The organism is Stenotrophomonas sp. FW305-C-20-S1 (assembly GCF_058783335.1).
Genome location: NZ_JBYTEK010000030.1, coordinates 26,355 through 47,192 on the forward strand (window position 1 = coordinate 26,355; position 20,838 = coordinate 47,192).

The following is a 20,838-nucleotide window of genomic DNA, read 5'->3' on the forward strand; positions in this document are numbered from 1 at the left end:
AATGCGGTAGCGCCCGGCCGTGCCCGGCGCTACCACGTCACGCACATTCGTCGGTCTACCTGCGCCATCTCTTCGGCCGACCGCTGTGCTGTCATGGCTCGCGGAATCGAACCGAGGCGGCCATGGCCTCAACCGCGTCTTCCGTTTCCTTGGAACTGCCCGCCGGCAGAATGGCGACCAAACGGACGAACCGTTCACCCGGCCATAGGGCAAGGTAGTGGCGGTAGTGGCGTCCGTCGGGTGTGATCCCATCAACACGGTGCCCGGTGATACCACCGAACGGCACATTCTCTCTTGAGGTAATCGTTCCGTCCTGAATCCGGACACTCCCTGAAATCAACTGATCGGACACCTTCTGTGGATCGTTCGAGGCAAACGGGAGAGAAAGCTGGGAGGCGACGACAATCAAGGGTTGGCGACCCTGGGATCAGTGTCCAGTTCGCCGGCCGTAAGTGCCACGGCTGATCCGGACAGGGTATCAAGCAGACGGAAAGGAGGCGCAGGCTTGATGCTGAAAGGCATCGCGGCGATCTTCTCCTCAAGCGTGGCCTGCGGACGCAGTGTTACCGTTGCCAGCGCCTGCATGGCCTGCTTGTGTGTTAGTGCATGGTCGCGCGGGGCTTGAACCGTGACCATGACTGTCGGAGACCCGCTGAAAAGCGCCACCCACTTTCCGAAGGTGTAACCGTGTGCGGCCTGGCTGCCGATGACCACCGGAACCGTGCGCCCTTCGAGGCTGAGCGATTCCAGGCGATCGACTTGGACGCCTTGGCTGGCGAAGCGACTACGCGCGGTGGGCTCATCCACGAATAGTCCGCTGACCGCGCTACTGGCCTCCGCGGGCAATTCAGCCACCAGGATGCTCGCCCGTCCGTCCTCACTGACGAAGCCGGAGAAGTTGGGTGCGGGCCTGAATCCGGGTGGCGGTGCGAGGCTGACGACCGATCCCGGGACGGCCATTGACGGCTGTGGCGCCTGTGAGCAAGCCGCAAGCAGCAGGGCGTGCAGAAGAAGCAGAGCGGGGCGCGTGATACGGCGGAGGCGAGTGAGCATTTGGAATTCCTTCTATTCTGCCCGTACCTGATCAGTGTCTTCCTGGCTGATTGGGCCTTCCCACACCGCGCGGTTCCGATCGTGGGTTCCCCTGCAATACGCCTCGGCCAGGTTGGGGCCCAGTGATCGTACTTTTTCCGCCACGATGTCCTGCAAGGTCGTGCCCCGTTGCAGCGGGCTATCCGGATCATAGCGTTCGGCGAACTTCAGTTGAGCATCCAACATCAGGTCGCATACGGGAATGCCAGAGTACGCGGTGACCGCTTCCGCCTCGATCCGCTCGTCCCATGCCTGGAAGGGCATCAGCTGTTTCAAGAGCTCCAGCCCAAGAAGGCCCATGTCGATACTGGCCCATGGTCCGTTGTCGCCAACGCGCGAGAATTCCGCTCGCGCCTCGTACCTGGTGTCAGGCGCATCGCGCAGAATGGCTGCATACGTTTGCAGGAATGCCTTGGCCCCCTCCAAGCTCTGCTCTCCTGAGCGATGTCGTGCCTTGGCGTCACGGTAGGCCCCAAACGCAGCGGAAACATCGGGAAGCGTGCAGTGGTAGTCCACGATGCCGCGTTCGGACGAGTTGCTCTTTTCGATTCTGTCGGCAAGGCAGTGGATGGTCTTGCGACGTGCGCTGATGATGCTGGCTGCAGGCTCCTCGAAACCAGCCGCCAGATTTTCGAAAGCGTACAGCTCGTCGACGATGTCGGCGATGTCGCTTGCATCTGCCGTGCGAAGACTGTTGCGCAGAGCGGCTTTGGCCTTCTCATCATTCTGGGTAATGACGCGCGCATGCGCATCGAAGGAATCTTCCAGCGAAAGTGCGGCGGGCGCCGCGGTAGCAGCCGCGAGGGGAGTGCCCAGCAGCAGGGCAAGAATCGGCTTCAACATGTCAGCACTTGGTCGATCGGAACGATGCCCGAGGATCTCGGGGAGCAGTTCCTGCGTCCATGCAATTAGTCTGAAAAACTGGACCCGTGCTTCCGAAGCACGCCGCCGAGAAGATTTGAAAACTTTCCTATTCTTCTACGCGGAGTCGGCGGGCACAGTGGTGGGCCCTTCTTTGCAGGCCAGTGCATTGTCGCGTTCATATCGAGTCCTCGCGTTGTCTGTGCTTCTTCCTCTGGCCCTTCTGGTTCCAGCGACATCCTTGGCCAATGACGACCGTGAAGAACCCCTTGATGAACTGACCGTTGAGCAGGCCCTGCATGATCTGGTAGCCGTCATCGAGTGCCGTGCGCCGGCTGCGGTCAAGAAGCCTGTGCATCGCAACCTGTGGCGGGTCGCACTGGGTGGAGAACCTCCGCAGGCGGCCTTTCGCGACTGGGAGGTAGTCAAGCAGGCCAACCCTTCATTGCACGAAGTGGAACTGCCGGCCCCAGTTACTGCTTTCGGCCATTCGACCCGCCGCATCGCCGTCCTCTCTGGCGCTACGATGGCCATCATCGATGGCATGCCGTTGGACGAAATATCGCGGCAGTTGGAGCTGCACCCGCTAAGCGTCAGTATGGCGCCGCATATTCGCCAGCGGACTCTGTCGCTGCGTAATAGCGGTGATGGCGGATTGCATACGCGCTTGTTGGTGGCATCGCGGATATCCACGCATCCGGACGCCATCCTGGTTGGGTGCGAAGAGGGCTTCGATACCCGCGCTGAGCAGTTGCGCAGGCGTGGCAAGGAGCCAGATGTGGTGTTCGCCCCGGGCATGGACATCGCCACCGAGCTGGACGATGTGCTGACCTGCAAGGCCGATGCGCTGCGCAACTACACTGCCGGTTGGGCGGTGGGCATGTCTGCACACACCTCTGACGCGCGCTTCAAAGGCTGGAAGGATGGGGAGGACGAGGACGGCCATCGCTGGTGGACGCCGCCGGCGCCGGTCATGATCGCCGGCAGGCCTGTCTCGCGTTTCATGAAGGTCGGTCAGACCCTCTATGCAGAACTTGATGGAAACATTGCCGGGGACCTGGCAGGCGAATGGGATCTCCCTCCGTATGAGGGCTGGGACGACGTCGCCTTCGTCGGCTTCCACGATACCGACACTGCCGCCGATGGCTGGCTGGAGAACCGCGCACGCATCGCGCGCGATTGGAGGCCCGGCAAAACGCTGCATGGCTGTGAGTACCTGCAGTATCGACCGGAGTTCGGCGAGGATCCAGATGATGATGACGAAGAATGACGATGGCGCGGAATCGCTGGGCGCCGTCCGGCATTGCAAGTGTGTGGGCACGAGTCGTTCCACATCATCGCGGTGATCGGGCGCGGCCAAGTGGGCGACGACCTGCGCCTGCTGCTGCGGCCATGAAAAAGGGGCGGAGGGAATTAAGTTCTTTTTTGCCACAAACGACGTAACCCTCTCCGTCCCCTTCGTCAGTTCAACGATCCTCACCGGGCGGGTGTTCATTCCATTCGAAGAACGGCAGGAAGGCATCGGCCAGTGTCCCCATCAGCGGCGAGGGGTCTGCCCGCCAGCGACCGCCGCTATCGCGTTCGAAGGCCAGCGTGACATTCCGCTCCCTATCCGGCGCATCGGCGAGCAGCTGCGTGTACGCCGCCGCCAGTGCCGGCGCCATCTGTGGCGGGTGCGGGCCATTGAACGGCACCGGGTGTTGCCGGTACACGGGCAGCAGCGCCGCCAGATCCGGCAGGGCGCAACGGTAGTCCACCAGGGCACTGTCACCGTCAGGCCCGTACGGGTACTGCACGCTGTCGGTCGTGCATCGCACCGAGGCCTGTCGCGCCCGCAGCGCGGCCGCCGCCTGCGGCCAATCGGCCATTTCCGGTGCGTCGTCCAGGTGGCTCACACCGGCCAGGGCCGCAGCGATGGCCACACCCTTGTCGCCTTGCATGTACTGCGCCAACGCACGCTGCGCAGGCGCATCGCCGTGCACGATCACCTGCGCAAACAGGTCGAATATCTGCGCGTCCGGCAATGCCGCAGAACCTGCTCGCGCACTAATGAAGGCCAGCAGCAGCGCTGCCAGCCCCCATGTCTTCAACACGACCCTCTCAGGCGCATTCGTCGGTCCACATCATCTCGGCCATCGGACGCAGTGCCTTGCACTCCTGCGTCATTTCCTCGGCCGACATCACCTGCGTCTTGGCCTTCAACTCTTCGGTCATCGCATCCACGCCGCTGATCTGGTCCGGTGCGATCTTCGCCACGCAGCTGCGGTGCTGCTGCAGCAGCAGATCGCAGGCCGGCACGCCGGTCACCTTCGGTGCCTTGGCTGCTTCAACGTCCTGCATCCAGCCATCGAACGGCGCCAGCGCATCCAGCACCGGGCCCACCAGATCATCGAAGTTGCTGCTGTACCAATAGCCCTTGTCCTTGGCGGTGTACAGGGTGAGGGTGCCGGTCACGGCCTTGCGCGGGCCACTCTGCAGGGCCTGGGTATAGGCCTCGGTGAAGCGCGCGCGCGGAGCCTTGTCCTCACCCGTCAGGCTGGCCAGGAACAACGGCTGCACGCTGCCCAGGTCGGCCAGCTGGCAGCTGAAATCGACCTTGGCGATCTTCTGGTCGTCCACGAATTCGTTGTCTTCCACCGTGCTGCGCGTGGCACGGCACTGCGAGGCCTTCAGCGCCTTGGCATACATCGCTTCCGCCGCTGCCGGATCGCCCTTCACTCCAGCCACGGCCAGCACCGTCTGCCACGGCTCGGCCAGGGCCTGGGCCATCATGCCCGGCACCGGCGTTACCGAATCCTGGCCGTCGAAGGCCGGCTTCAATGCATCGTTGAGCGTACGCGTGGCGGCGGCATCGTCTTCCAGCAATGCGCGTGCGTACAGATCGAAGGTCTGTTCGGGGCTCAGCTGCGCCGGGGCGGCCGCGGCGAACAACGGGGCGCACAGCAGTGCGGTGGCCAGCAGGCCGCGGATCGGGGTCTTCATGACGGTGTTCCTGTTCCAGAGGGCGGCAAGCCTAGCGCAATTGTCATTGCATTCGATGGCGTGCCACAGCCAAGCGTATTGCGCGCGACGGCCAACAAAAAACGGGCCCCTTGCGGAGCCCGTTCGATCGCACGACGAGGATCGGGCAATCAGAAGCTGGCGCGGACGCCGGCCGAGTACTGGGTGACGTCGCGGTAGCCGGAGATCTCGCCCACCAGGCCCCAGGTCCGGGTGAAGTTGATCTGGCCGCCGACGGTGCCGACCCAGGTGCCCTTGAATTCGTTGCCGCCGTCCATGTAACCGGCCTTGATCCAGGCTTCGGTCATGCGCGAAGGCTTGCCACGCAGGCCCATGGTGGCGCGCACCAGGTTGGTGTGGTCCTTCACGCTGAAGCGGCCGTAGTCCACGTCCTTGACGGTGATTTCAGCCTGCTGGCGGACCCAGGCGATGTCGGCGGTGTAGTCGACGCGGTCGCTGAAGGGCATGTGGTAACCGATGCCCAGCTCCGGCTGGTTCAGCTTGAGCTTCATCGAGCCGTAGTCGTAGTCGTACGACTTGCTGGCGTAGTTCCAGCCGCCGAACACGTGCACCTGCTCGGCCAGCGCGATTGAACCGCGCACGTAGCCACCATCAACCTTCGGGTCGTTGAACACGTCGTCGTCGGTCTTGACCTGGGTCCAGCCGCCTTCGACGTAGGTGTAGCTCAGGGCGTCGGCGGAGGCCGAGAACGGGGCAGCGGCCAGCAGGGCGGCCACGATCAGGATCTTGCGCATGGGAATTCCTGTGAATTTCAGTCCATTGGCGGCCCACCTGTGCGGCAGTCCGTGGCGACCTCATGTCGTCCGACCGCCGATTTTAATGAAAGTTTTACGAAATGCGAGCGACGGCCGTCACAGGCTCGGACGCGCCCGGGTGGGGTCAGAGCCCTTTCCTGCGGAAAGGGATCCGCCCCCCGGGGCATCCGGCCCCGTTCAGCCCGGGCTGTTACACTTGGCGCGCCGGTTCGCCGGTACACAAACGTCTTCAGGGCGGGGTGCAATTCCCCACCGGCGGTAGGTGCGCAAGCACGAGCCCGCGAGCGCCCCGGCCTTACCGTCGGGGGTCAGCAGATCCGGTCCAATGCCGGAGCCGACGGTCATAGTCCGGATGAAAGAAGACGGTGCCACAGGGCCTTTGCGGCCCTGCGCCCGCCTGTTTGCCTTGCGGCGTTTTTCGCTCACTTTTCGCGGAGAACGTTACTTGTTTACTGGAATCATCGAAGGCGTCGGCCGTCTGGCCGCACGCGAATCCATCGGCGGCGATGTCCGCTTCACCTTCAACGTCGGCAACCTGCCATTCGACAACGTGCAGATGGGCGAGAGCATCGCCATCAACGGCGTCTGCCTCACCGTCATCGCGTTCGACGCCGGCAGCTTCCAGGCCGATGCGTCCACCGAGACCCTGGGCCTGACCACGCTCGGCCAACTGGCCGAAGGTGCGGTCATCAACCTCGAACGTGCCATGCGCCCGACCGACCGCCTCGGCGGCCATCTGGTCAGCGGCCACGTCGACGGCCTCGGCCAGGTCCTGTCCATCCATGAAGATGCGCGTGCCCAGCGCTGGCGTTTCGCCGCGCCGGCCGCCCTGCGCCGTTACATCGCCAAGAAGGGCTCGATCTGCGTGGACGGTGTCAGCCTCACCGTCAACGAAGTGGACGAGGAAGGCTTTGAAGTGGCGCTGATCCCGCACACCGTGGCCAATACCGCGTTCTCCGCCACCGGCGTGGGCAGCGCGGTCAATCTGGAAATCGATCTGGTCGCTCGTTATGTCGAGCGGTTGATCGGAGTGCCGACCAACGGTCAGCACCCACAGGGAGATACCCCATGAACTTCGCCCCCATTCCCGACATCCTGGAAGACATCCGCCTCGGCCGCATGGTCGTCATCGTCGATGACGAAGACCGCGAGAACGAAGGCGACCTGATCATGGCCGCCGAGCTGGTCAAGGCCAGCGACATCAACTTCATGGTCACCCATGGCCGCGGCCTGGTGTGCCTGCCGCTCACCCGCACCCGCGCCGCCGACCTCGGCCTGGCGCCGATGGTGCAGGCCAATACCGCGCAGTTCCAGACCAACTTCACCGTCAGCATCGAAGCGGCCGAGGGCGTGACCACCGGCATCTCGGCACACGACCGCGCGCACACCATCCGCACCGCGGTGAAGCCCAATGCCAAGCCGTCGGACCTGCACCAGCCGGGCCACATCTTCCCGCTGATTGCCCAGCCCGGTGGCGTGCTGACCCGCGCCGGCCACACCGAAGCCGGCGTCGACCTGGCCATGCTGGCCGGGCTGGAACCGGCCGGCGTGCTGGTGGAGATCCTCAACCCGGACGGCAGCATGGCGCGCCGCCCGGAGCTGGAAGTGTTCGCCCGCGAGCACGGCCTGAAGATGGGCTCCATCGCCGACCTGATCGCCTATCGCCTGGCCACCGAAAAGACCGTCGAGCGCGTGGACGAGCGTGATATCGACACCGAGTTCGGCCCGTTCAAGCTGGTCACCTACCGCGACCGAATCGCCCACGACCTGCATTTCGCCCTGGTCCGCGGCACCCCGGATGCGGACACGCCCACCCTGGTGCGCGTGCAGGTGGAAAACCCGCTGGCCGACCTGCTGCACTGGCGCCGCGATGACTTCGGCGTGGCGGCCACCGATGCCCTGCGCGCGATCGCCGCCGAAGGCAGTGGCGTGATGGTGGTGCTGTCGGCCCCGCGCGACGGCGAAGCGCTGTTGGCCCGCCTGCGCCAGCAGCCGGCGCCGGTGGTGCCGGGCAAGGACAAGGATGTGGGCCAGTGGCGCCGCAACGGTGCCGGCGCGCAGATCCTGTCCGACCTGGGCCTGGGCAAGCTGCGCGTGCTGGGCACGCCCCGCCGCCAGATCGGACTGGCCGGGTACGGCCTGGAAGTGGTGGAGACGGTCACCCCGTAACCCGCTCGGTGTGCCGACCAACGGTCGGCACCCACAAAGGGGCGGCCCACTGCAGCTGGTGGGTGCCGACCGTTGGTCGGCACGCCCCGGGCCCCCGCCAGCCACGGCCGGGGCCCATCCACGGTAGAATTACCCCTTAATCGAATCCCAAGCCGCATATGAGCCACTACGAAGGCGATCTTCGCACTCCCGAATCGGCGCGCTTCGCCATCCTGGCCAGCCGCTGGAACGCCCGCATCACCGATGTGCTGGTTGCTGGCGCCCGCCAGAGCCTGGCCGGCAACGGCATTGCCGAAGCCAACATCGACGTGATCCGCGTGCCGGGTGCCTGGGAGCTGCCGCTGGTCGCCGCGCGCCTGGCCGCCGCCCACGAACACGCCGCCATCCTCACCCTGGGCTGCGTGATCCGTGGCGACACCCGCCACTACGAACACGTGGCCGACCGCTGTGCCGAAGGCCTGATGCGCGTGCAGCTGGACTTCGGCGTGCCGGTGCTGAACGGCGTGCTGGCCGTGGAACGCGTGGAAGATGCCGAGGCCCGCGCAGGCGGCAGCCACGGCAACAAGGGCGAGGAAGTCGCGCTCGCCGCATTGGAAATGGTCAACCTTCTGGAGCAGCTGCCATGAACAAGAACACCCAGGGCAAGCCCTCCGGTAAACCCGTCCGCCGCGATGGCATCGATCCGGTGCTGCGCTCGCGCGCGCGCCGTCGTGCCGTGCAGGCCATCTATGCCTGGCAGATCTCCGGCGGCAACGGCCAGTCGCTGATCGCCCAGTTCGCCCACGAACAGGCCCGCGAAATCGCCGACCTGGCGTACTTCGAAGCGCTGGTGCATGGCGTGCTCGACAACCGTCGCGACATCGACGAAGCCTTCGGCCCGTACCTGGACCGTGGCATCGACGAAGTGGACGCGATCGAACGCGCCGTGCTGCGCCTGGCCGGTTACGAACTGCGTTACCGCCTGGACGTGCCGTACCGCGTGGTGATCAACGAAGCCATCGAATCGGCCAAGCGCTTCGGTTCCGAACATGGCCACACCTACGTCAACGGCGTGCTGGATCGTGCCGCCGTGGAATGGCGCAAGGTCGAATCGGGTCACTGACCCACCTGTGGTAATGCCGGCCGCTGGCCGGCAACTGCAGGGATTCTGAGGTTGCCGGCCTGCGGCCGGCACTACCGCCCACCGCGCACGGCGCGGCACGTACAAACGCGGGAGCGCCCCATGTCCCTGGCCGAATTCGCCCTCATCGACCGCATCCGCGCCCGCACCGTCGAGCGCGACGACATCGTGCTCGGCATCGGCGATGACGCCGCGCTGCTGCAGCCGCGCCCGAACGAGCAACTGGTGGTCACCGCCGACACGCTCAACAGCGGCGTGCATTTCCCGGCCGAGACCCCGGCGTTCGACATCGGCTGGAAGACGCTGGCCGTCAACCTGTCCGACCTCGCCGCGATGGGCGCGCGCCCGGCCTGGTGCACGCTGGCGCTGTCGCTGCCCGAAGCCAGCGAAGACTGGATCGATGCCTTCGCCGATGGCTTCTTCGCCCTGGCCGACCAGCACGACATCGCCCTGATCGGCGGTGACACCACGCGTGGCCCGCTGTCGCTGTCGGTTACCGCGATGGGCCAGGTGTCACGCGGCCAGGCGCTGCGTCGTGATCGCGCACAGATTGGCGATGACATCTGGGTCAGCGGCACCCTCGGCGATGCTGCCGGTGCGCTGCGCCTGTGGCAGCAGGGCGCATTGAACGTCACCGCCGCCACCCTGCTGGCGGACTACGAAACCCTGCGCCTGCGCCTGCTGCGTCCCACCCCACGCGTCACCCTGGGCCTGCGCCTGCGTGCATTCGCGCATGCCGCCGTGGACATCTCCGATGGCCTGCTGGCCGACCTGGGCCACATCGCTGCACGCAGCGGCGTACGCGCCGAAGTCGACGCCGATGCATTGCCGATGTCGTCGGCACTGCGCGAACTGCTCGGTCGTGACGGCGCCCGTGATTGCGCGCTGCACGGCGGCGACGACTACGAACTGTGCTTCACCGCCGCCGCCGACCAGCGCGACGCGCTGCACTACGTGGCCGAATCGCTGGACGTGCCGATCACCCGCATCGGCCGCATCATGGAAGGGCAGGGCGTGCACACGGAAGGCCACGACGGCCCGAGCGGATACGAGCATTTCGCCTGACACATGAGAACGCCGGGCATGGCCCGGCGCTACCGTGCTGCTCTGGTAGGTGCCAACCTTGGTTGGCACGCCGTCTCGTCCTGCATATGGCCTTGCGGCCATGCCAACCAAGGTTGGCAGCTACCAAGGGCAGGGCCGGCGCGTGCAGCAGCCCTGCTCACGCCACCCGCAACTGCACATCCACATACTCGGCCAGCCCACGGCAGGCCAGCAGCAAGCCTTCGCGCACGTCATCGCCCACCTGCTGGTCGGCATCGCCGTCCACGCGTACGCGCTCGATGGCGTGCAGCAGTTCCAGCAGCAAGGTCAGCCCGGCATTGGCGCGGTCGATGCGTGCCATCGCGAAACCAAAGCACTGCTTGCGTCCTTTGTCCGGCCACGGCTGGCCATCGGCAGCGTCCACGTCGCGGATGCGCTGCAGGCAGCTGAGCAGGGTGATGCCTTCGTCGGCGTGGGCGCGCATCGTACTGCCCAATGTGGTTTCCAGTGCTTTGGCCAGATCATCCGGCAGGCGTTCGACGGCGTCGCCCAGTGTGGCGAACAGATAGGGATAGAGCGAAGAAGTCATGGCGGCGTCCTTGAGTGCGAAGCAAGGGGCCGCCCTCGCAGTGCGCGAGGGCGGCGGACGGTGCGTGGTTGCAATACCGGAGGTTGATGTAGAAACGCCGGCGGGTACGAGACCCCCACGCACCGCCCGCCATAGGGCACGGACGGATTGCCTGCCGACGCCGCCCAACAAGGAAAGAGCGACGCCGACAGGCAAGCGTAAACAACACATCAACCTAACGGGATTGCAAGCCCGTGCCACCCGTTGTCGGTGGCGCGCCATGATGTGCATGCAGGTGCTGCTATACCAATCAGAAAAGTTTCAATTTCGAAAACATTGCAGACGCATATCGAACACGCTGCGCGAAGCCGGAGCACACCTGCGCGTGCCAGTTGCGACATTTGTTGTAACGCCGAGCGCATGCTCGGCGCTGCAGAAAGCAGAAACCAGAACGGCGCCGGATCTCTCCGGCGCCGTTCGTGTTTACATCACCACTTGTAGGCGACGCTCAGGTTCGCCGTCGCTTCGCGGTAGCCACTGTCACCACGCATCACCCCGAACCCGCCCCAGGCACTGAAGCCGGAACGGAATTCCAGGCGCGCACCCGCGCTCAGTTCATAGCGGTTGCGCGGGATGCCGGCCTTCAGCACTTCGTCGTCGAAGGCGATGCCATTGCCGGCACCATCGCGGTACCAGTTGGCCGCCAGATACGGGCTGACCGAGGCACCCGCTGCAGAGCGCGATTCGCCCTGCAGGCGCAGGCCAGCACGACCGGACAGGCCGCTGTTGCCCGCTGCACGCACCACGGTGCCGTTGGTTTCGGTATGCACGTCGGTCTTTGCATCGGTGTAGACCAGTTGCAGTTCCGGCTGCAGGCTCAGCGCGGTAGTGCCGATCTGACCGATGCCGAAGCGGTAACCGGCCTCCACGGACGACTGCCAGAGATCCGAGTCGTAACGCTCCTCGGCCAGGCCTTCGCCCTGCACGCGGTTGCGGAACTGGCCGCGCTGCACGCTGGCATCCACATACAGCGCATCGGTGCTCCAGTTGCCATACACGCCCAGCGCGCCGCCTTCCACCTTGCCGCGTGCGCTGTAGCCGGTCAGGTCCGAGCGCGAGGTGGCGCTGGACTGCGCGACGGTACCCATCACGCCCACGCGGCCACGACCATTGTCGAACACGCCCACGTCCGCACCCAGTTGCAGGCGCGAGCGGTCCACGCGCAGGTCGAGCTGGTCATCCACCGCACCCAGCTTGCTCTGCGTGGCATCCGCCCGGGCCCAGCTGCGGACGCCATCGCTGGCGGCAGTGCTGCCGCCCTGACGGTCACGCCAGCCATGGCGCAGCATCTGGTCCAGCGCGAACTGGTTGGCCAGGTAGGCGCCGGTTTCCGGGCGCAGTACCGGCGGCGGCGGAACCACCGGGTCCACCGGATCGATCGGCTTGCACTCGGGCAGGGTGGGATCGACCACGCACGGGTCCGGGCCGGCGCCGGTCTGCGAACGCAGGTACCAGTTGCCGTTGGCGTCCTTCACCAGGAAGTACTCGTACTGCCCGCCCACGGCGCGGCCGACCAGATCGAACTGCGCATTGGACGCACCGCCGATATCGATCAGCTCGATGCCGCGGTCGGTCTTCGCGCCGGCGCCGCCGGCATTGAGCACGCGCACGTTGGCCTGGCCATTGGCATCGCCGTTGATGACCAGTTTGTCGGTGGCCGAGCTGTCATCGCCCAGGTGCGTGTTGAACAGCAGGGTGCCGCCCGTGCCATCGAAGCTGTCGACGGTAAGGGTGTTGAACGTGCTGCCATTGCCCAGTGCCACGGTGCCGGTGTTGCCCAGCGCGAGGTGGCCGACGTTGCTGTCGCCGGTCATCAGCCAAGTGCTGTCGCTGTCGATGCTGGCGCTGGTGACGTTGATGAAACGGCCGTCGATCTGCGCCTTGTTGCGCAGGACGACGTCGACCTTGGCGGTGGGGGCGCTGGCAAGGTCCAAGGTGACGTTGCCGGCCAATCGGGCGTCATCCACATTGAAGTTGACGTCGGTGCGCGTGTTGACCGGACCTTTGTAGTCGTCCACCAGCAGCAGGTTGCCATCGCCGCCGGTCAGCTGCGCCCCATTGGCCACGGTGATGTCGTAGGTGTTGTCAACAAGTGCATTGACCCGGATGGCAGCGCCGCGACCAGACTGCAGCGTGGAGTTATCGATGTTCAGACGGATGCTTCCGGTGCCATTACCGGCCCCCCACAGCAGCACGCCCGTATTGGCAGCGGTGATGCGTGAACCGTTGACGATGTCCATGGCGCCGAGTTGCAGTCGAGCACCTATGCCGGTTGCGATTTCGTTGGAGGCATCGGGTGCATCCTGCACGTCGATCCGGGTCGAATCAACGCGTGCGTACGGGTGTGAGCCGGTACCGGTGACAACGTTGATCAGGTCCACGCCAATCGCTTTGGGTTCAGTTGGACGGAGCCCGGCGGTGGTCACCGAGATCGTGCTGTCTGACAGCTGTGCCGAAACGCTGGCGCCATTGAGGGTGACCCCGCCGCCGATGAACGCGCTGTTGCGGGCATTGAGCGACGCTGCGCCATTCAGTTCCACCGCTTCCTGGGAAGTCCTTCCGCTACCAATACGTGTCACCTGTGCGCCGTCGAGTACGACGGTGGAGGAATCGCCTGCGATGATCTCGTTGGTCTGGCCACCACGCACCGTGAGCGAAGACCCATTGATCAGCGTCCACGCTTCGACCGGATCGCCGCCCACAACTTCAGCGCTTTGGTTGTCCAGATCGCCTGCGAGGACGATGCCCGCCGGGAACGATGCCAGGGCCAGCAGCAGGCCGCGTGCCAGCGGGCGCAGGCGCAGTGAGGTGGCTGCAGGAAGGAAGTGGCTCATGGATAGTGTCCTTTGCGAAGGAAATTGGTGGAGACGGCATCGACCCTTTGCCCAGGCCGTTCAGCCGGGTGACGTGTACGCCTTCGATCTGTGAAGGCGGAGTGATCGGAGGGTCTTCTGCGAAGCCATCTGTCTTTATTGGCCTCCAGTCTCCACTGCGCGCGTCGTGCCGCCCATGCAAATAGTTGCAAAGCTCGCTTAGCACTGCGCGCGGTTCATCAGGCAGACACCCCCGGTGGCCCAACGCCGCACTCCATCTGCAACGCGTTCGATATCCGTACGTAGGCTGTACGTGGAGCATGGGCCGCCGTTTCCAGGAGATACCCCCATGTCCCCCTCGCTTCCGCCGCGCCGCGCACTGCCGATCGCGCTGGCCATGATTCTCTGCTCGTCCCTGCCTGCATTTGCGCAGCAGGTCATTGCCGATGGCGATGATCAGACGCCGGCAGCAGGCGATTACCAGACCAGTGAGCCGGTGGAGCCAAGCAACCCGGCCGGGCATGTATTCCACGCACTCAATGGCGGCACGATTGTGCCCGTTGGCGAAGTGAATCTGCGCACTGGAGGAATGCGTGCCGCCGCTGTACGCGTTGAAGGCGCAGGCAGCCATGTTGCCTTGACGGGTGGCAGCATCGTCACCACCGGCTACGGTGCTACGGGCATTTCGATTGCCAGTGGAGGTTCTGCCATGTTGACCGGTACCCGCATCGAGACCGAAGGCCAGGCTAGTGTCGGTGTCGGCCTTGAAGGTGGCGCGCTGGAGGCCAGCAACCTCCATTTCGTTGATCTTGCCCGGGGCGACGCTGCGCAGCGCGGGTGACAAGGCGTTGCGTGCGGCCCACAGCTGGTCGCGCGCGGCCTTCCATCGCTACGTCCAGTGCGATCATAGCGTTACCCTCGGCGGTGAAGGTCAGTGCAGCCTCGGCGCGATCAATGCGTGCCACCGCAATGCCAAAGCACTGCTTGCGTCCTGGTGCTCTGGCCCAGCTCATGGCAGCGGCCAAGCATGTTCATCGCCATCGGCGCACCGTCCGGCCACGGCTGACCATCGGCGGCGTCCACGTGGTGGATGCGCAGCAGGCAGCCGAGCGTGCATCGGCTTTACAGAAGAAAGAAAGCAGCACGGCGTCGGAGGTCATCCGGCACCGTGTCCTTTTCTACATCACCACTTGTAGGCGACGCTGAGGTTCGCCGTCGCTTCGCGGTAGCCACTGTCACCGCGCATCACCCCGAACCCGCCCCAGGCACTGAAGCCGGAACGGAATTCCACGCGCGCACCCGCGCTCAGTTCATAGCGGTTGCGCGGGATGCCGGCCCTCAGCACTTCGTCGTCGAAGGCGATGCCGTTACCAGCACCATCGCGGTACCAGTTGGCCGCCAGATACGGGCTGACCGAGGCACCCGCTGCAGAGCGCGATTCACCCTGCAGGCGCAGGCCAGCACGACCGGACAGGCCGCTGTTGCCCGCTGCACGCACCACGGTGCCGTTGGTTTCGGTATGCACCTCGGTCTTTGCATCGGTGTAGACCAGTTGCAGTTCCGGCTGCAGGCTCAGCGAGGTAGTGCCGATCTGGCCGATGCCGAAGCGATAGCCCGCCTCCAGCGACGACTGCCAGATATCCGAGTCGTAGCGCTCCTCGGCCAGACCTTCGCCCTGCACGCGGTTGCGGAACTGGCCGCGCTGCACGCTGGCGTCCACATACAGCGCATCGGTGCTCCAGTTGCCGTACACACCCAGCGCGCCACCTTCCACCTTGCCGCGTGCGCTGTAGCCGGTCAGGTCCGAGCGCGAGGTGACGCTGCTGCGTGCAGCGGTACCCATTACGCCGATGCGGCCACGGCCGTCATCGAACACGCCCACGTCCGCACCCAGTTGCAGGCGCGAGCGGTCCACGCGCAGGTCGAGCTGGTCATCCACCGCACCCAGCTTGCTCTGCGTGGCATCCACCCGGGCCCAGCTGCGGATGCCATCCGCCGCAGCGGCGCCGCCCTGGCGGTCGCGGTACTGATGGCGCAGCATCTGGTCCAGCGCGAACTGGTTGGCCAGGTAGGCGCCGGTTTCCGGGCGCAATACCGGCGGCGGCGGATCCACCGGGTCCACCGGATCGATCGGCTTGCACTCGGGCAGGGTGGGATCGACCACGCACGGATCAGGGCCGGCACCGGTCTGCGAGCGCAGGTACCAGTTGCCGTTGGCGTCCTTCACCAGGAAGTACTCGTACTGCCCGCCCACGGCGCGGCCGACCAGGTCGAACTGCGCATTGGACGCACCGCCGATATCGATCAGCTCGATGCCGCGGTCGGTCTGCGCGCCGGCGCCGCCGGCATTGAGCACGCGCACGTTGGCCTGGCCGTTGGCATCACCGTTGATGATCAGCTTGTCGGTGGCCGAGCTGTCATCACCCAGGTGGGTGTTGAACAGCAGGGTGCCGCCCGTGCCATCGAAGCTGTCGATGGTAAGGGTGTTGAACGTGCTGCCATTGCCCAGTGCCACGGTGCCGGTGTTGCCCAGCGCGAGGTGGCCGACGTTGCTGTCGCCGGTCATCAGCCAGGTGCTGTCGCTGTCGATGCTGGCGCTGGTGACGTTGAGGAAACGGCCGTCGATCTGCGCCTTGTTGCGCAGGGCGAGGTCGACCTTGGCGGTGGGGGCGCTGGCAAGGTCCAAGGTGACGTTGCCGGCCAAACGGGCGTCATCCACATTGAAGTTGACGTCGGTACGCGAGGTAGCCACGCCGATGTCGCGGCCCACCAGCAGCAGGTTGCCATCGCCGCCGGTCAGCTGCGCCCCATTGGCCACGGTGATGTCGTAGGTATTGTCAGCGGCTGCATTGACCCGGATGGCAGCGCCGCGACCAGATTGCAGGGTGGAGTTATCGATGTTCAGACGGAGGCGTTGATCCGGATTGACTTCGCCCCAGAGCACCGCGCCGATATTGGATGCATCCACACGCGAGCCGTTGACGATATCCATCTGCCCGAACTGGATCCGCACGCCAACGCCGTTGGCGACATCGCGGCTGGCGACTGGGGCGTCTTCCACGTAGATGGTGGTGTCGTTGATGGTTGCCGTGGGGCTGGCAGCACCGTTTCCTGTTGCCGAGCTTGCCAGGTCGACGCCGACCGAAAGGGCCTCGCCAGGGCGCAACGAGGCAGGGGTCACGGAGATCGAGCTCTGCCACAGGACGGCCTGCGAGGTGCCACCATTCAACCCGATGCCACCAAAGATCCGGCTTCGGGCCAGAGCGAGATACGCCGAGTCGTTCAGGGTAATGGCTCTCTGACTGGTTCCACTACGGGTTATCACGGCGTCCTGGATGTTCAGATCGGAGTCGTCGTCGGCCACGATCTCAAGCGTCTGGCCACCGTCCACCTTCAGGCGTGAGCCATTGACCAGCGTCCAGGCTTCGACCGGGTCGCCTGCCACTACTTCGGCGCTCTGGTTGTCCAGATCACCGGCCAGCGCCATGCCGGCGGGGAAGGTTCCCAGGGCCAGCAGCAGGCCGCGTGCCAGCGGGCGCAGGCGCAGTGAGGTGGCTGCAGGAAGGAAGTGGCTCATGGATAGTGTCCTTTGCGAAGGAAATCGGTGGAGACGGCATCGACCCTTTGCCCCGCCCGTTCAGCCGGGTGACGTATACGCCTTCGATCTGTGAAGGCGGAGTGATCGGAGGGTCTTCTGCGAAGCCATCTGTCTTTATTGGCCTCAAGTCTCCACTGCGCGCGTCGTGCCGCCCATGCAAATAGTTGCAAAGCTCGCTTAGCCCTGCGCGCGGTTCATCCGGCAGATACCCCGGTGGCCCAGCGCCGCACTCCATCTGCAACGCATTCGATATCCGTACGTAGGCTGTACGTGGAGCATGGGCCGCCGTTCCCAGGAGATACCCCATGTCCCCCTCGCTTCCGCCGCGCCGCGCACTGCCGATCGCGCTGGCCATGATTCTCTGCACGTCCCTGCCTGCACTTGCGCAGCAGGTCATTGCCGATGGCGATGATCAGACGCCGGCAGCAGGCGATTACCAGACCAGTGAGCCGGTGGAGCCAGGCAACCCGGCTGGGCATGTATTCCACGCACTCAATGGCGGCACGATCGTGCCCGTTGGCGAAGTGAATCTGCGCACTGGAGGAATGCGTGCCGCCGCTGTACGCGTTGAAGGCGCAGGCAGCCATGTTGCCTTGACGGGTGGCAGCATCGTCACCACCGGCTACGGTGCTGCGGGCGTTTCGATTGCCAGTGGGGGTTCTGCCGTGTTGACCGGTACCCGCATCGAGACCGAAGGCCAGGCCAGCGTCGGTGTCGGCCTTGAAGGTGGCGCGCTGGAGGCCAGCAACCTCCATATCATCACCCGCGGTGGACTCGGGCATGGGGTGTCAGTACGCGGTGGCGATGTGCAGCTGCGTGACAGCGTGATCGAGACGCACAACAGTGCCAGCGGACTGGTCGTCAGCGACGGTACCCTGCTGGCCGAGCGGGTCCGGCTGGAACAGAACACCTCGGGGAGCGCGGTGACGCTTGATTTCGCTGGCAACGCGCGCGCGACATTGCGCGATGTGCAGATCAATGGAACCGCAGCGGGCGCATCGGGTGTTTCCAGCGGCCTGGGCAGCCAGCTGTTGCTGCAGAACGTGGATATCAATCTCACCCACGAGCGTTCGGGCGCAGGATTGCTCGTGGGGGGCGATGTGGAGTTCCGCGGCGGGCGGATCCACGCGGCAGGTGACAACGCTAGTGTCGTCAGCTTCGCCACAGGCGGTGGTGGCTCGCTGCTGCTGGATGATGTGGTGATGGACGGAACCTGGGGCATCGGCCTGCGCACGGGCTCTTCGCTGGAAATGCGCAACAGCCGGCTTGAGGCAGAGAAGAGCGGGATTGATCTTGGCATGGCCGGTGGCGAAGCATGGGTGGAAAATTCAACGCTGCATGTACGCAACGGGTGGGGTGTTTCGGTGCAGGGCAACAGCAGGGTGGACGTGCACGCCTCTGCGATCACCACCGGCGGCGACCAGAATCCGGCCGTCGGTGTGACCGAGGGTGCTGCCACGCTAAGCGAGACCACCCTGCACACCACGGGCATGTATGCTCATGCGCTGCACACGTTTGGCAACAACGCTACGGCGCCGACCATCACGGCAACGCGTATTGAAGCAGTGACCGAGGGTGAGAGTGCCTACGGTGCCACCGCGCGCAAAGGCGGTAGTGTGCACCTGACGGACAGCGTGGTGCGCACACGTGGGCAGAAGGCACACGGGGTACTGGCAGATGGACGGGGTGAGCTGACCCTTACAGCCACGCAGGTGATCACCGAAGGCGAGGGCGCCTGGGCCGCGGCCATCGTTGAGGGCGGTAGCCTGCGGATCGACGGCAGCGCGCTGATCAGCCAGCAGCACGGCGGGGTGTGGGTACGCGGCAGCCGTGACCCGGGCCTGACCCTGGCCAACGGCGCACTGGTATCCGGCGGCAACGGCATCGGCCTGGCGCTGGATGCGGCGGTGGCAGGGCGCTTCGACGTGGTGCTCCAAGGCGGCTCGCAGATGGTCGGCGACATCGTCATCACGCCCGAGGACGAGGACGCCGGCTTGGTGCCACAGTCCGATGTGCATGTGCGTTTGGCCGGCGGCTCGCTGTGGCAAGGTTCGTCGGATCTGGTGCAGACGATGGCGATCGAAAGCGGCAGCCAGTGGACGCTGGTCGGTGACGCCACGGTGGGTGAACTGCAGCTGCTCAACAGCGGGCTGGCGTTGTCCGACGGCAGCGGCCGCTTCAACACGCTTACCGTGGGCGGTGACCTGCACAGCGAGGGCGCGACGTTCCTGTTCCAGGGCGCGCTGGGCGGTGATGACAGCGCAATTGATCAGCTGCATGTGCAGGGGGATACCTCGGGTGATGCAAGCATCGTGGTCAACAACATCGGCGGTGCGGGCGCACCTACGGTGGACGGCATCCAGCTGATCGAAGTGGACGGAGCATCACTGGCGCGCTACGCGCTGGCCGGCCGCGCGGTGGGAGGTTCGTACGAGTACTTCCTGTTCCAGGGCGGCCTGGCCGATCCGTCTGACGGCAACTGGTACCTGCGCTCGGAATGGTTCGATGTGTGCCAGGACGATCCGGCGGCGCCGGGCTGTGCGGTGGATCCGGGCCCGGGCCCGGACCCGGGTGAGGGCGGGGACGGTGGCGAGGGCGTGGGGCCGGTGGACCCGATCCGGCCGCCGCCTGTGCTGCGCCCCGAGGCAGGTGCCTATCTTGCCAATCAGTCGGCCGCCATCAACATGTTTGCCCACCGCATGCATGAGCGCACCGGCGCCATCGGCAGCGAGCGCACTGCGTGGGCGCGCGCAGGCCGCAGCAATGCAGATTTCACCGCGGTGGGTGGTCAGCTGTCGGTGGACGGCAATACGTCGGTACTGCAGATCGGCAGTGATCTGTTGCGTCGGGGCAGCGCCGCCTTCGGGGTGATGCTGGGCAGTGGCCGCACCGACAACCGCGTCGTTTCGGATCTGACCGGCTACACCGCTACCGGCCGCGTGCGTGGGACTGCGATGGGGGTTTATGGCACCTGGATGCAGGATGCCGAGGGTACGCAGGGTGCCTACATCGATGCAAACCTGCAGTACGGCCGTTTCGACAACCGGGTGCAGGGCATCGGCCTGGAGCCGGAGCAGTACGATTCGCGCACGATCAGCACGTCGTTGGAGGCGGGTTACACCTTCAGCGTCTGGCAGGGGGCGTCGAGCCAGCTGTACCTTCAGCCGCAGCTGCAATTGTCGTACGCGGAGTTCCGCGCCGATCGTCATGTGGAGCACAACGGCACGGTGATCGATCGTGCCGATGCCGGTGGCCTGAAGGGACGCGTGGGCGTGCGCGTGTTCGGTGGCGGCACTGCGGCGGGCAGTGTGGTGCAGCCCTACCTGGGCGTGAACTGGCTGCGTGGCAGCGGCACCAGCGCGTTGCAGTTCAACGGTGACACGCTGGGCGCGGATGTGCCGCGCAACCGCTACGAGGTGCAGGCCGGTGCCGAGTTGAAGCTGGGACAGCGCTGGGGTGCATGGGGCGGCGTGAGCGTGCAGCGCGGCGACCATGCTTACCGCAACGTGGGCGGCCAGGTGGGCCTGCGTATGGCTTGGTAAGCGGGCGTGCAGCGGGGGTCGGATCCCATTGCCACGGCAATGGGCTCTGACCCCTGGCTGCTGCTGTAGAGCCGAGCCTACGCTCGGCTCATCGCGATCTGAACGAAGAGCAGCCGAGCATGGCTCGGCTCTACAACTGCGGCGAGCAGGGACGGGACATGAACAATGTCCGCGTCTGTCGCGATTGTCCATTGA

Annotated in this window: 17 protein-coding genes, 1 pseudogene and 1 riboswitch; of the genes and pseudogenes, 8 read left to right on the forward strand and 10 right to left on the reverse strand. The window is 65.4% G+C overall.

Translation table 11 applies throughout. From position 1 onward, the window contains the following. Window positions 1-91 precede the first annotated feature (91 nt). The 3 genes from AC3WTC_RS15335 to AC3WTC_RS15345 are packed head-to-tail and all read right to left on the reverse strand — an operon-like array spanning window position 92 to window position 1,935. Complete coding sequence (locus AC3WTC_RS15335) at window positions 92-409, reverse strand: hypothetical protein (RefSeq protein WP_492711827.1); 318 nt, start codon at window positions 407-409, stop codon at window positions 92-94. Continuing rightward, window positions 406-1,053, reverse strand: coding sequence for a hypothetical protein (locus AC3WTC_RS15340; RefSeq protein ID WP_492711828.1), 648 nt, complete (start codon window positions 1,051-1,053; stop codon window positions 406-408). Before AC3WTC_RS15340 ends, AC3WTC_RS15335 begins: the two co-directional genes overlap by 4 nt. Before the next feature lie 12 nt (window positions 1,054-1,065). Further along, window positions 1,066-1,935 carry a hypothetical protein gene (locus tag AC3WTC_RS15345; RefSeq protein ID WP_492711830.1) on the reverse strand — a complete coding sequence of 290 codons (870 nt, stop codon included), beginning with the start codon at window positions 1,933-1,935 and terminating at the stop codon, window positions 1,066-1,068. Window positions 1,936-2,194: 259 nt separating this feature from the next. Here AC3WTC_RS15345 and AC3WTC_RS15350 point away from each other — a divergent pair, with 259 nt between their 5' ends. After that, window positions 2,195-3,223 (forward strand): hypothetical protein, encoded by a 1,029-nt coding sequence (locus tag AC3WTC_RS15350; RefSeq protein ID WP_492711832.1) that lies wholly within the window; start codon window positions 2,195-2,197, stop codon window positions 3,221-3,223. Window positions 3,224-3,419: 196 nt separating this feature from the next. On the opposite strand, the gene AC3WTC_RS15355 is transcribed toward AC3WTC_RS15350, so the two are convergent. The 3 genes from AC3WTC_RS15355 to AC3WTC_RS15365 all read right to left on the reverse strand — a co-directional run bounded on the left by AC3WTC_RS15355 (window position 3,420) and on the right by AC3WTC_RS15365 (window position 5,708). Beyond that, window positions 3,420-4,046, reverse strand: a complete 627-nt coding sequence (locus AC3WTC_RS15355; RefSeq protein WP_492711833.1) for a hypothetical protein — start codon at window positions 4,044-4,046, stop codon at window positions 3,420-3,422. A gap of 7 nt (window positions 4,047-4,053) precedes the next feature. Then, entirely contained in the window at window positions 4,054-4,935 is an 882-nt protein-coding gene (locus AC3WTC_RS15360) for a hypothetical protein (RefSeq protein WP_105163441.1), read from the reverse strand. A gap of 149 nt (window positions 4,936-5,084) precedes the next feature. Beyond that, window positions 5,085-5,708 (reverse strand): outer membrane beta-barrel protein, encoded by a 624-nt coding sequence (locus AC3WTC_RS15365; RefSeq protein WP_105163442.1) that lies wholly within the window; start codon window positions 5,706-5,708, stop codon window positions 5,085-5,087. A 242-nt stretch (window positions 5,709-5,950) separates the two neighbouring features. Further along, a riboswitch (FMN riboswitch) is annotated at window positions 5,951-6,097 on the forward strand. A 77-nt stretch (window positions 6,098-6,174) separates the two neighbouring features. Between AC3WTC_RS15365 and AC3WTC_RS15370 the strand changes: the two genes are divergently transcribed. From AC3WTC_RS15370 to thiL, 5 genes are all read left to right on the forward strand, one after another. Continuing rightward, on the forward strand, window positions 6,175-6,801 hold the full coding sequence (locus AC3WTC_RS15370) for a riboflavin synthase (protein WP_492711834.1): 627 nt from the start codon (window positions 6,175-6,177) through the stop codon (window positions 6,799-6,801). Continuing rightward, window positions 6,798-7,898 carry a 3,4-dihydroxy-2-butanone-4-phosphate synthase gene (gene ribB, locus AC3WTC_RS15375; protein WP_032978962.1) on the forward strand — a complete coding sequence of 367 codons (1,101 nt, stop codon included), beginning with the start codon at window positions 6,798-6,800 and terminating at the stop codon, window positions 7,896-7,898. The genes AC3WTC_RS15370 and ribB overlap by 4 nt, the downstream gene beginning before the upstream one ends. Window positions 7,899-8,056: 158 nt before the next feature. Next, window positions 8,057-8,524, forward strand: coding sequence for a 6,7-dimethyl-8-ribityllumazine synthase (gene ribH / locus AC3WTC_RS15380; RefSeq protein WP_025876639.1), 468 nt, complete (start codon window positions 8,057-8,059; stop codon window positions 8,522-8,524). Next, complete coding sequence (nusB, locus tag AC3WTC_RS15385; protein ID WP_025876637.1) at window positions 8,521-9,000, forward strand: transcription antitermination factor NusB; 480 nt, start codon at window positions 8,521-8,523, stop codon at window positions 8,998-9,000. The genes ribH and nusB overlap by 4 nt, the downstream gene beginning before the upstream one ends. A gap of 120 nt (window positions 9,001-9,120) precedes the next feature. Continuing rightward, a complete protein-coding gene (gene thiL, locus AC3WTC_RS15390) occupies window positions 9,121-10,083 on the forward strand; it encodes a thiamine-phosphate kinase (protein ID WP_051562411.1) in 963 nt (320 codons plus the stop codon). Between the two features lie 157 nt (window positions 10,084-10,240). On the opposite strand, the gene AC3WTC_RS15395 is transcribed toward thiL, so the two are convergent. Further along, a complete protein-coding gene (locus AC3WTC_RS15395) occupies window positions 10,241-10,651 on the reverse strand; it encodes a hypothetical protein (RefSeq protein ID WP_080150017.1) in 411 nt (136 codons plus the stop codon). A 467-nt stretch (window positions 10,652-11,118) separates the two neighbouring features. After that, entirely contained in the window at window positions 11,119-13,524 is a 2,406-nt protein-coding gene (locus AC3WTC_RS15400; protein ID WP_492711837.1) for an autotransporter family protein, read from the reverse strand. Between the two features lie 328 nt (window positions 13,525-13,852). Here AC3WTC_RS15400 and AC3WTC_RS15405 point away from each other — a divergent pair, with 328 nt between their 5' ends. Next, entirely contained in the window at window positions 13,853-14,344 is a 492-nt protein-coding gene (locus AC3WTC_RS15405) for a hypothetical protein (RefSeq protein WP_492711848.1), read from the forward strand. Here the strand turns inward: AC3WTC_RS15405 and AC3WTC_RS15410 are convergent. After that, a pseudogene (locus AC3WTC_RS15410) lies at window positions 14,279-14,441 on the reverse strand (FAD-binding oxidoreductase); the annotation flags it as partial. The gene AC3WTC_RS15405 and the pseudogene AC3WTC_RS15410 overlap by 66 nt on opposite strands. Before the next feature lie 245 nt (window positions 14,442-14,686). Next, a complete protein-coding gene (locus tag AC3WTC_RS15415; RefSeq protein ID WP_492711838.1) occupies window positions 14,687-17,080 on the reverse strand; it encodes an autotransporter family protein in 2,394 nt (797 codons plus the stop codon). A 326-nt stretch (window positions 17,081-17,406) separates the two neighbouring features. Between AC3WTC_RS15415 and AC3WTC_RS15420 the strand changes: the two genes are divergently transcribed. Beyond that, window positions 17,407-20,643, forward strand: a complete 3,237-nt coding sequence (locus AC3WTC_RS15420) for an autotransporter family protein (protein ID WP_492711840.1) — start codon at window positions 17,407-17,409, stop codon at window positions 20,641-20,643. Window positions 20,644-20,838: the final 195 nt, after the last annotated feature.

Excerpts from the sequence above, each read along its gene's own strand:
- AC3WTC_RS15340 (WP_492711828.1), bottom strand. The coding sequence starts at position 1,053 with ATGCTCACTCGCCTCCGCCGTATCACGCGCCCCGCTCTGCTTCTTCTG.
- AC3WTC_RS15345 (WP_492711830.1), bottom strand. The coding sequence starts at position 1,935 with ATGTTGAAGCCGATTCTTGCCCTGCTGCTGGGCACTCCCCTCGCGGCT.
- AC3WTC_RS15360 (WP_105163441.1), bottom strand. The coding sequence starts at position 4,935 with ATGAAGACCCCGATCCGCGGCCTGCTGGCCACCGCACTGCTGTGCGCC.
- AC3WTC_RS15365 (WP_105163442.1), bottom strand. The coding sequence starts at position 5,708 with ATGCGCAAGATCCTGATCGTGGCCGCCCTGCTGGCCGCTGCCCCGTTC.
- ribB (WP_032978962.1), top strand. The coding sequence starts at position 6,798 with ATGAACTTCGCCCCCATTCCCGACATCCTGGAAGACATCCGCCTCGGC.
- ribH (WP_025876639.1), top strand. The coding sequence starts at position 8,057 with ATGAGCCACTACGAAGGCGATCTTCGCACTCCCGAATCGGCGCGCTTC.
- nusB (WP_025876637.1), top strand. The coding sequence starts at position 8,521 with ATGAACAAGAACACCCAGGGCAAGCCCTCCGGTAAACCCGTCCGCCGC.
- thiL (WP_051562411.1), top strand. The coding sequence starts at position 9,121 with ATGTCCCTGGCCGAATTCGCCCTCATCGACCGCATCCGCGCCCGCACC.
- AC3WTC_RS15395 (WP_080150017.1), bottom strand. The coding sequence starts at position 10,651 with ATGACTTCTTCGCTCTATCCCTATCTGTTCGCCACACTGGGCGACGCC.
- AC3WTC_RS15400 (WP_492711837.1), bottom strand. The coding sequence starts at position 13,524 with ATGAGCCACTTCCTTCCTGCAGCCACCTCACTGCGCCTGCGCCCGCTG.
- AC3WTC_RS15405 (WP_492711848.1), top strand. The coding sequence starts at position 13,853 with ATGTCCCCCTCGCTTCCGCCGCGCCGCGCACTGCCGATCGCGCTGGCC.
- AC3WTC_RS15415 (WP_492711838.1), bottom strand. The coding sequence starts at position 17,080 with ATGAGCCACTTCCTTCCTGCAGCCACCTCACTGCGCCTGCGCCCGCTG.
- AC3WTC_RS15420 (WP_492711840.1), top strand. The coding sequence starts at position 17,407 with ATGTCCCCCTCGCTTCCGCCGCGCCGCGCACTGCCGATCGCGCTGGCC.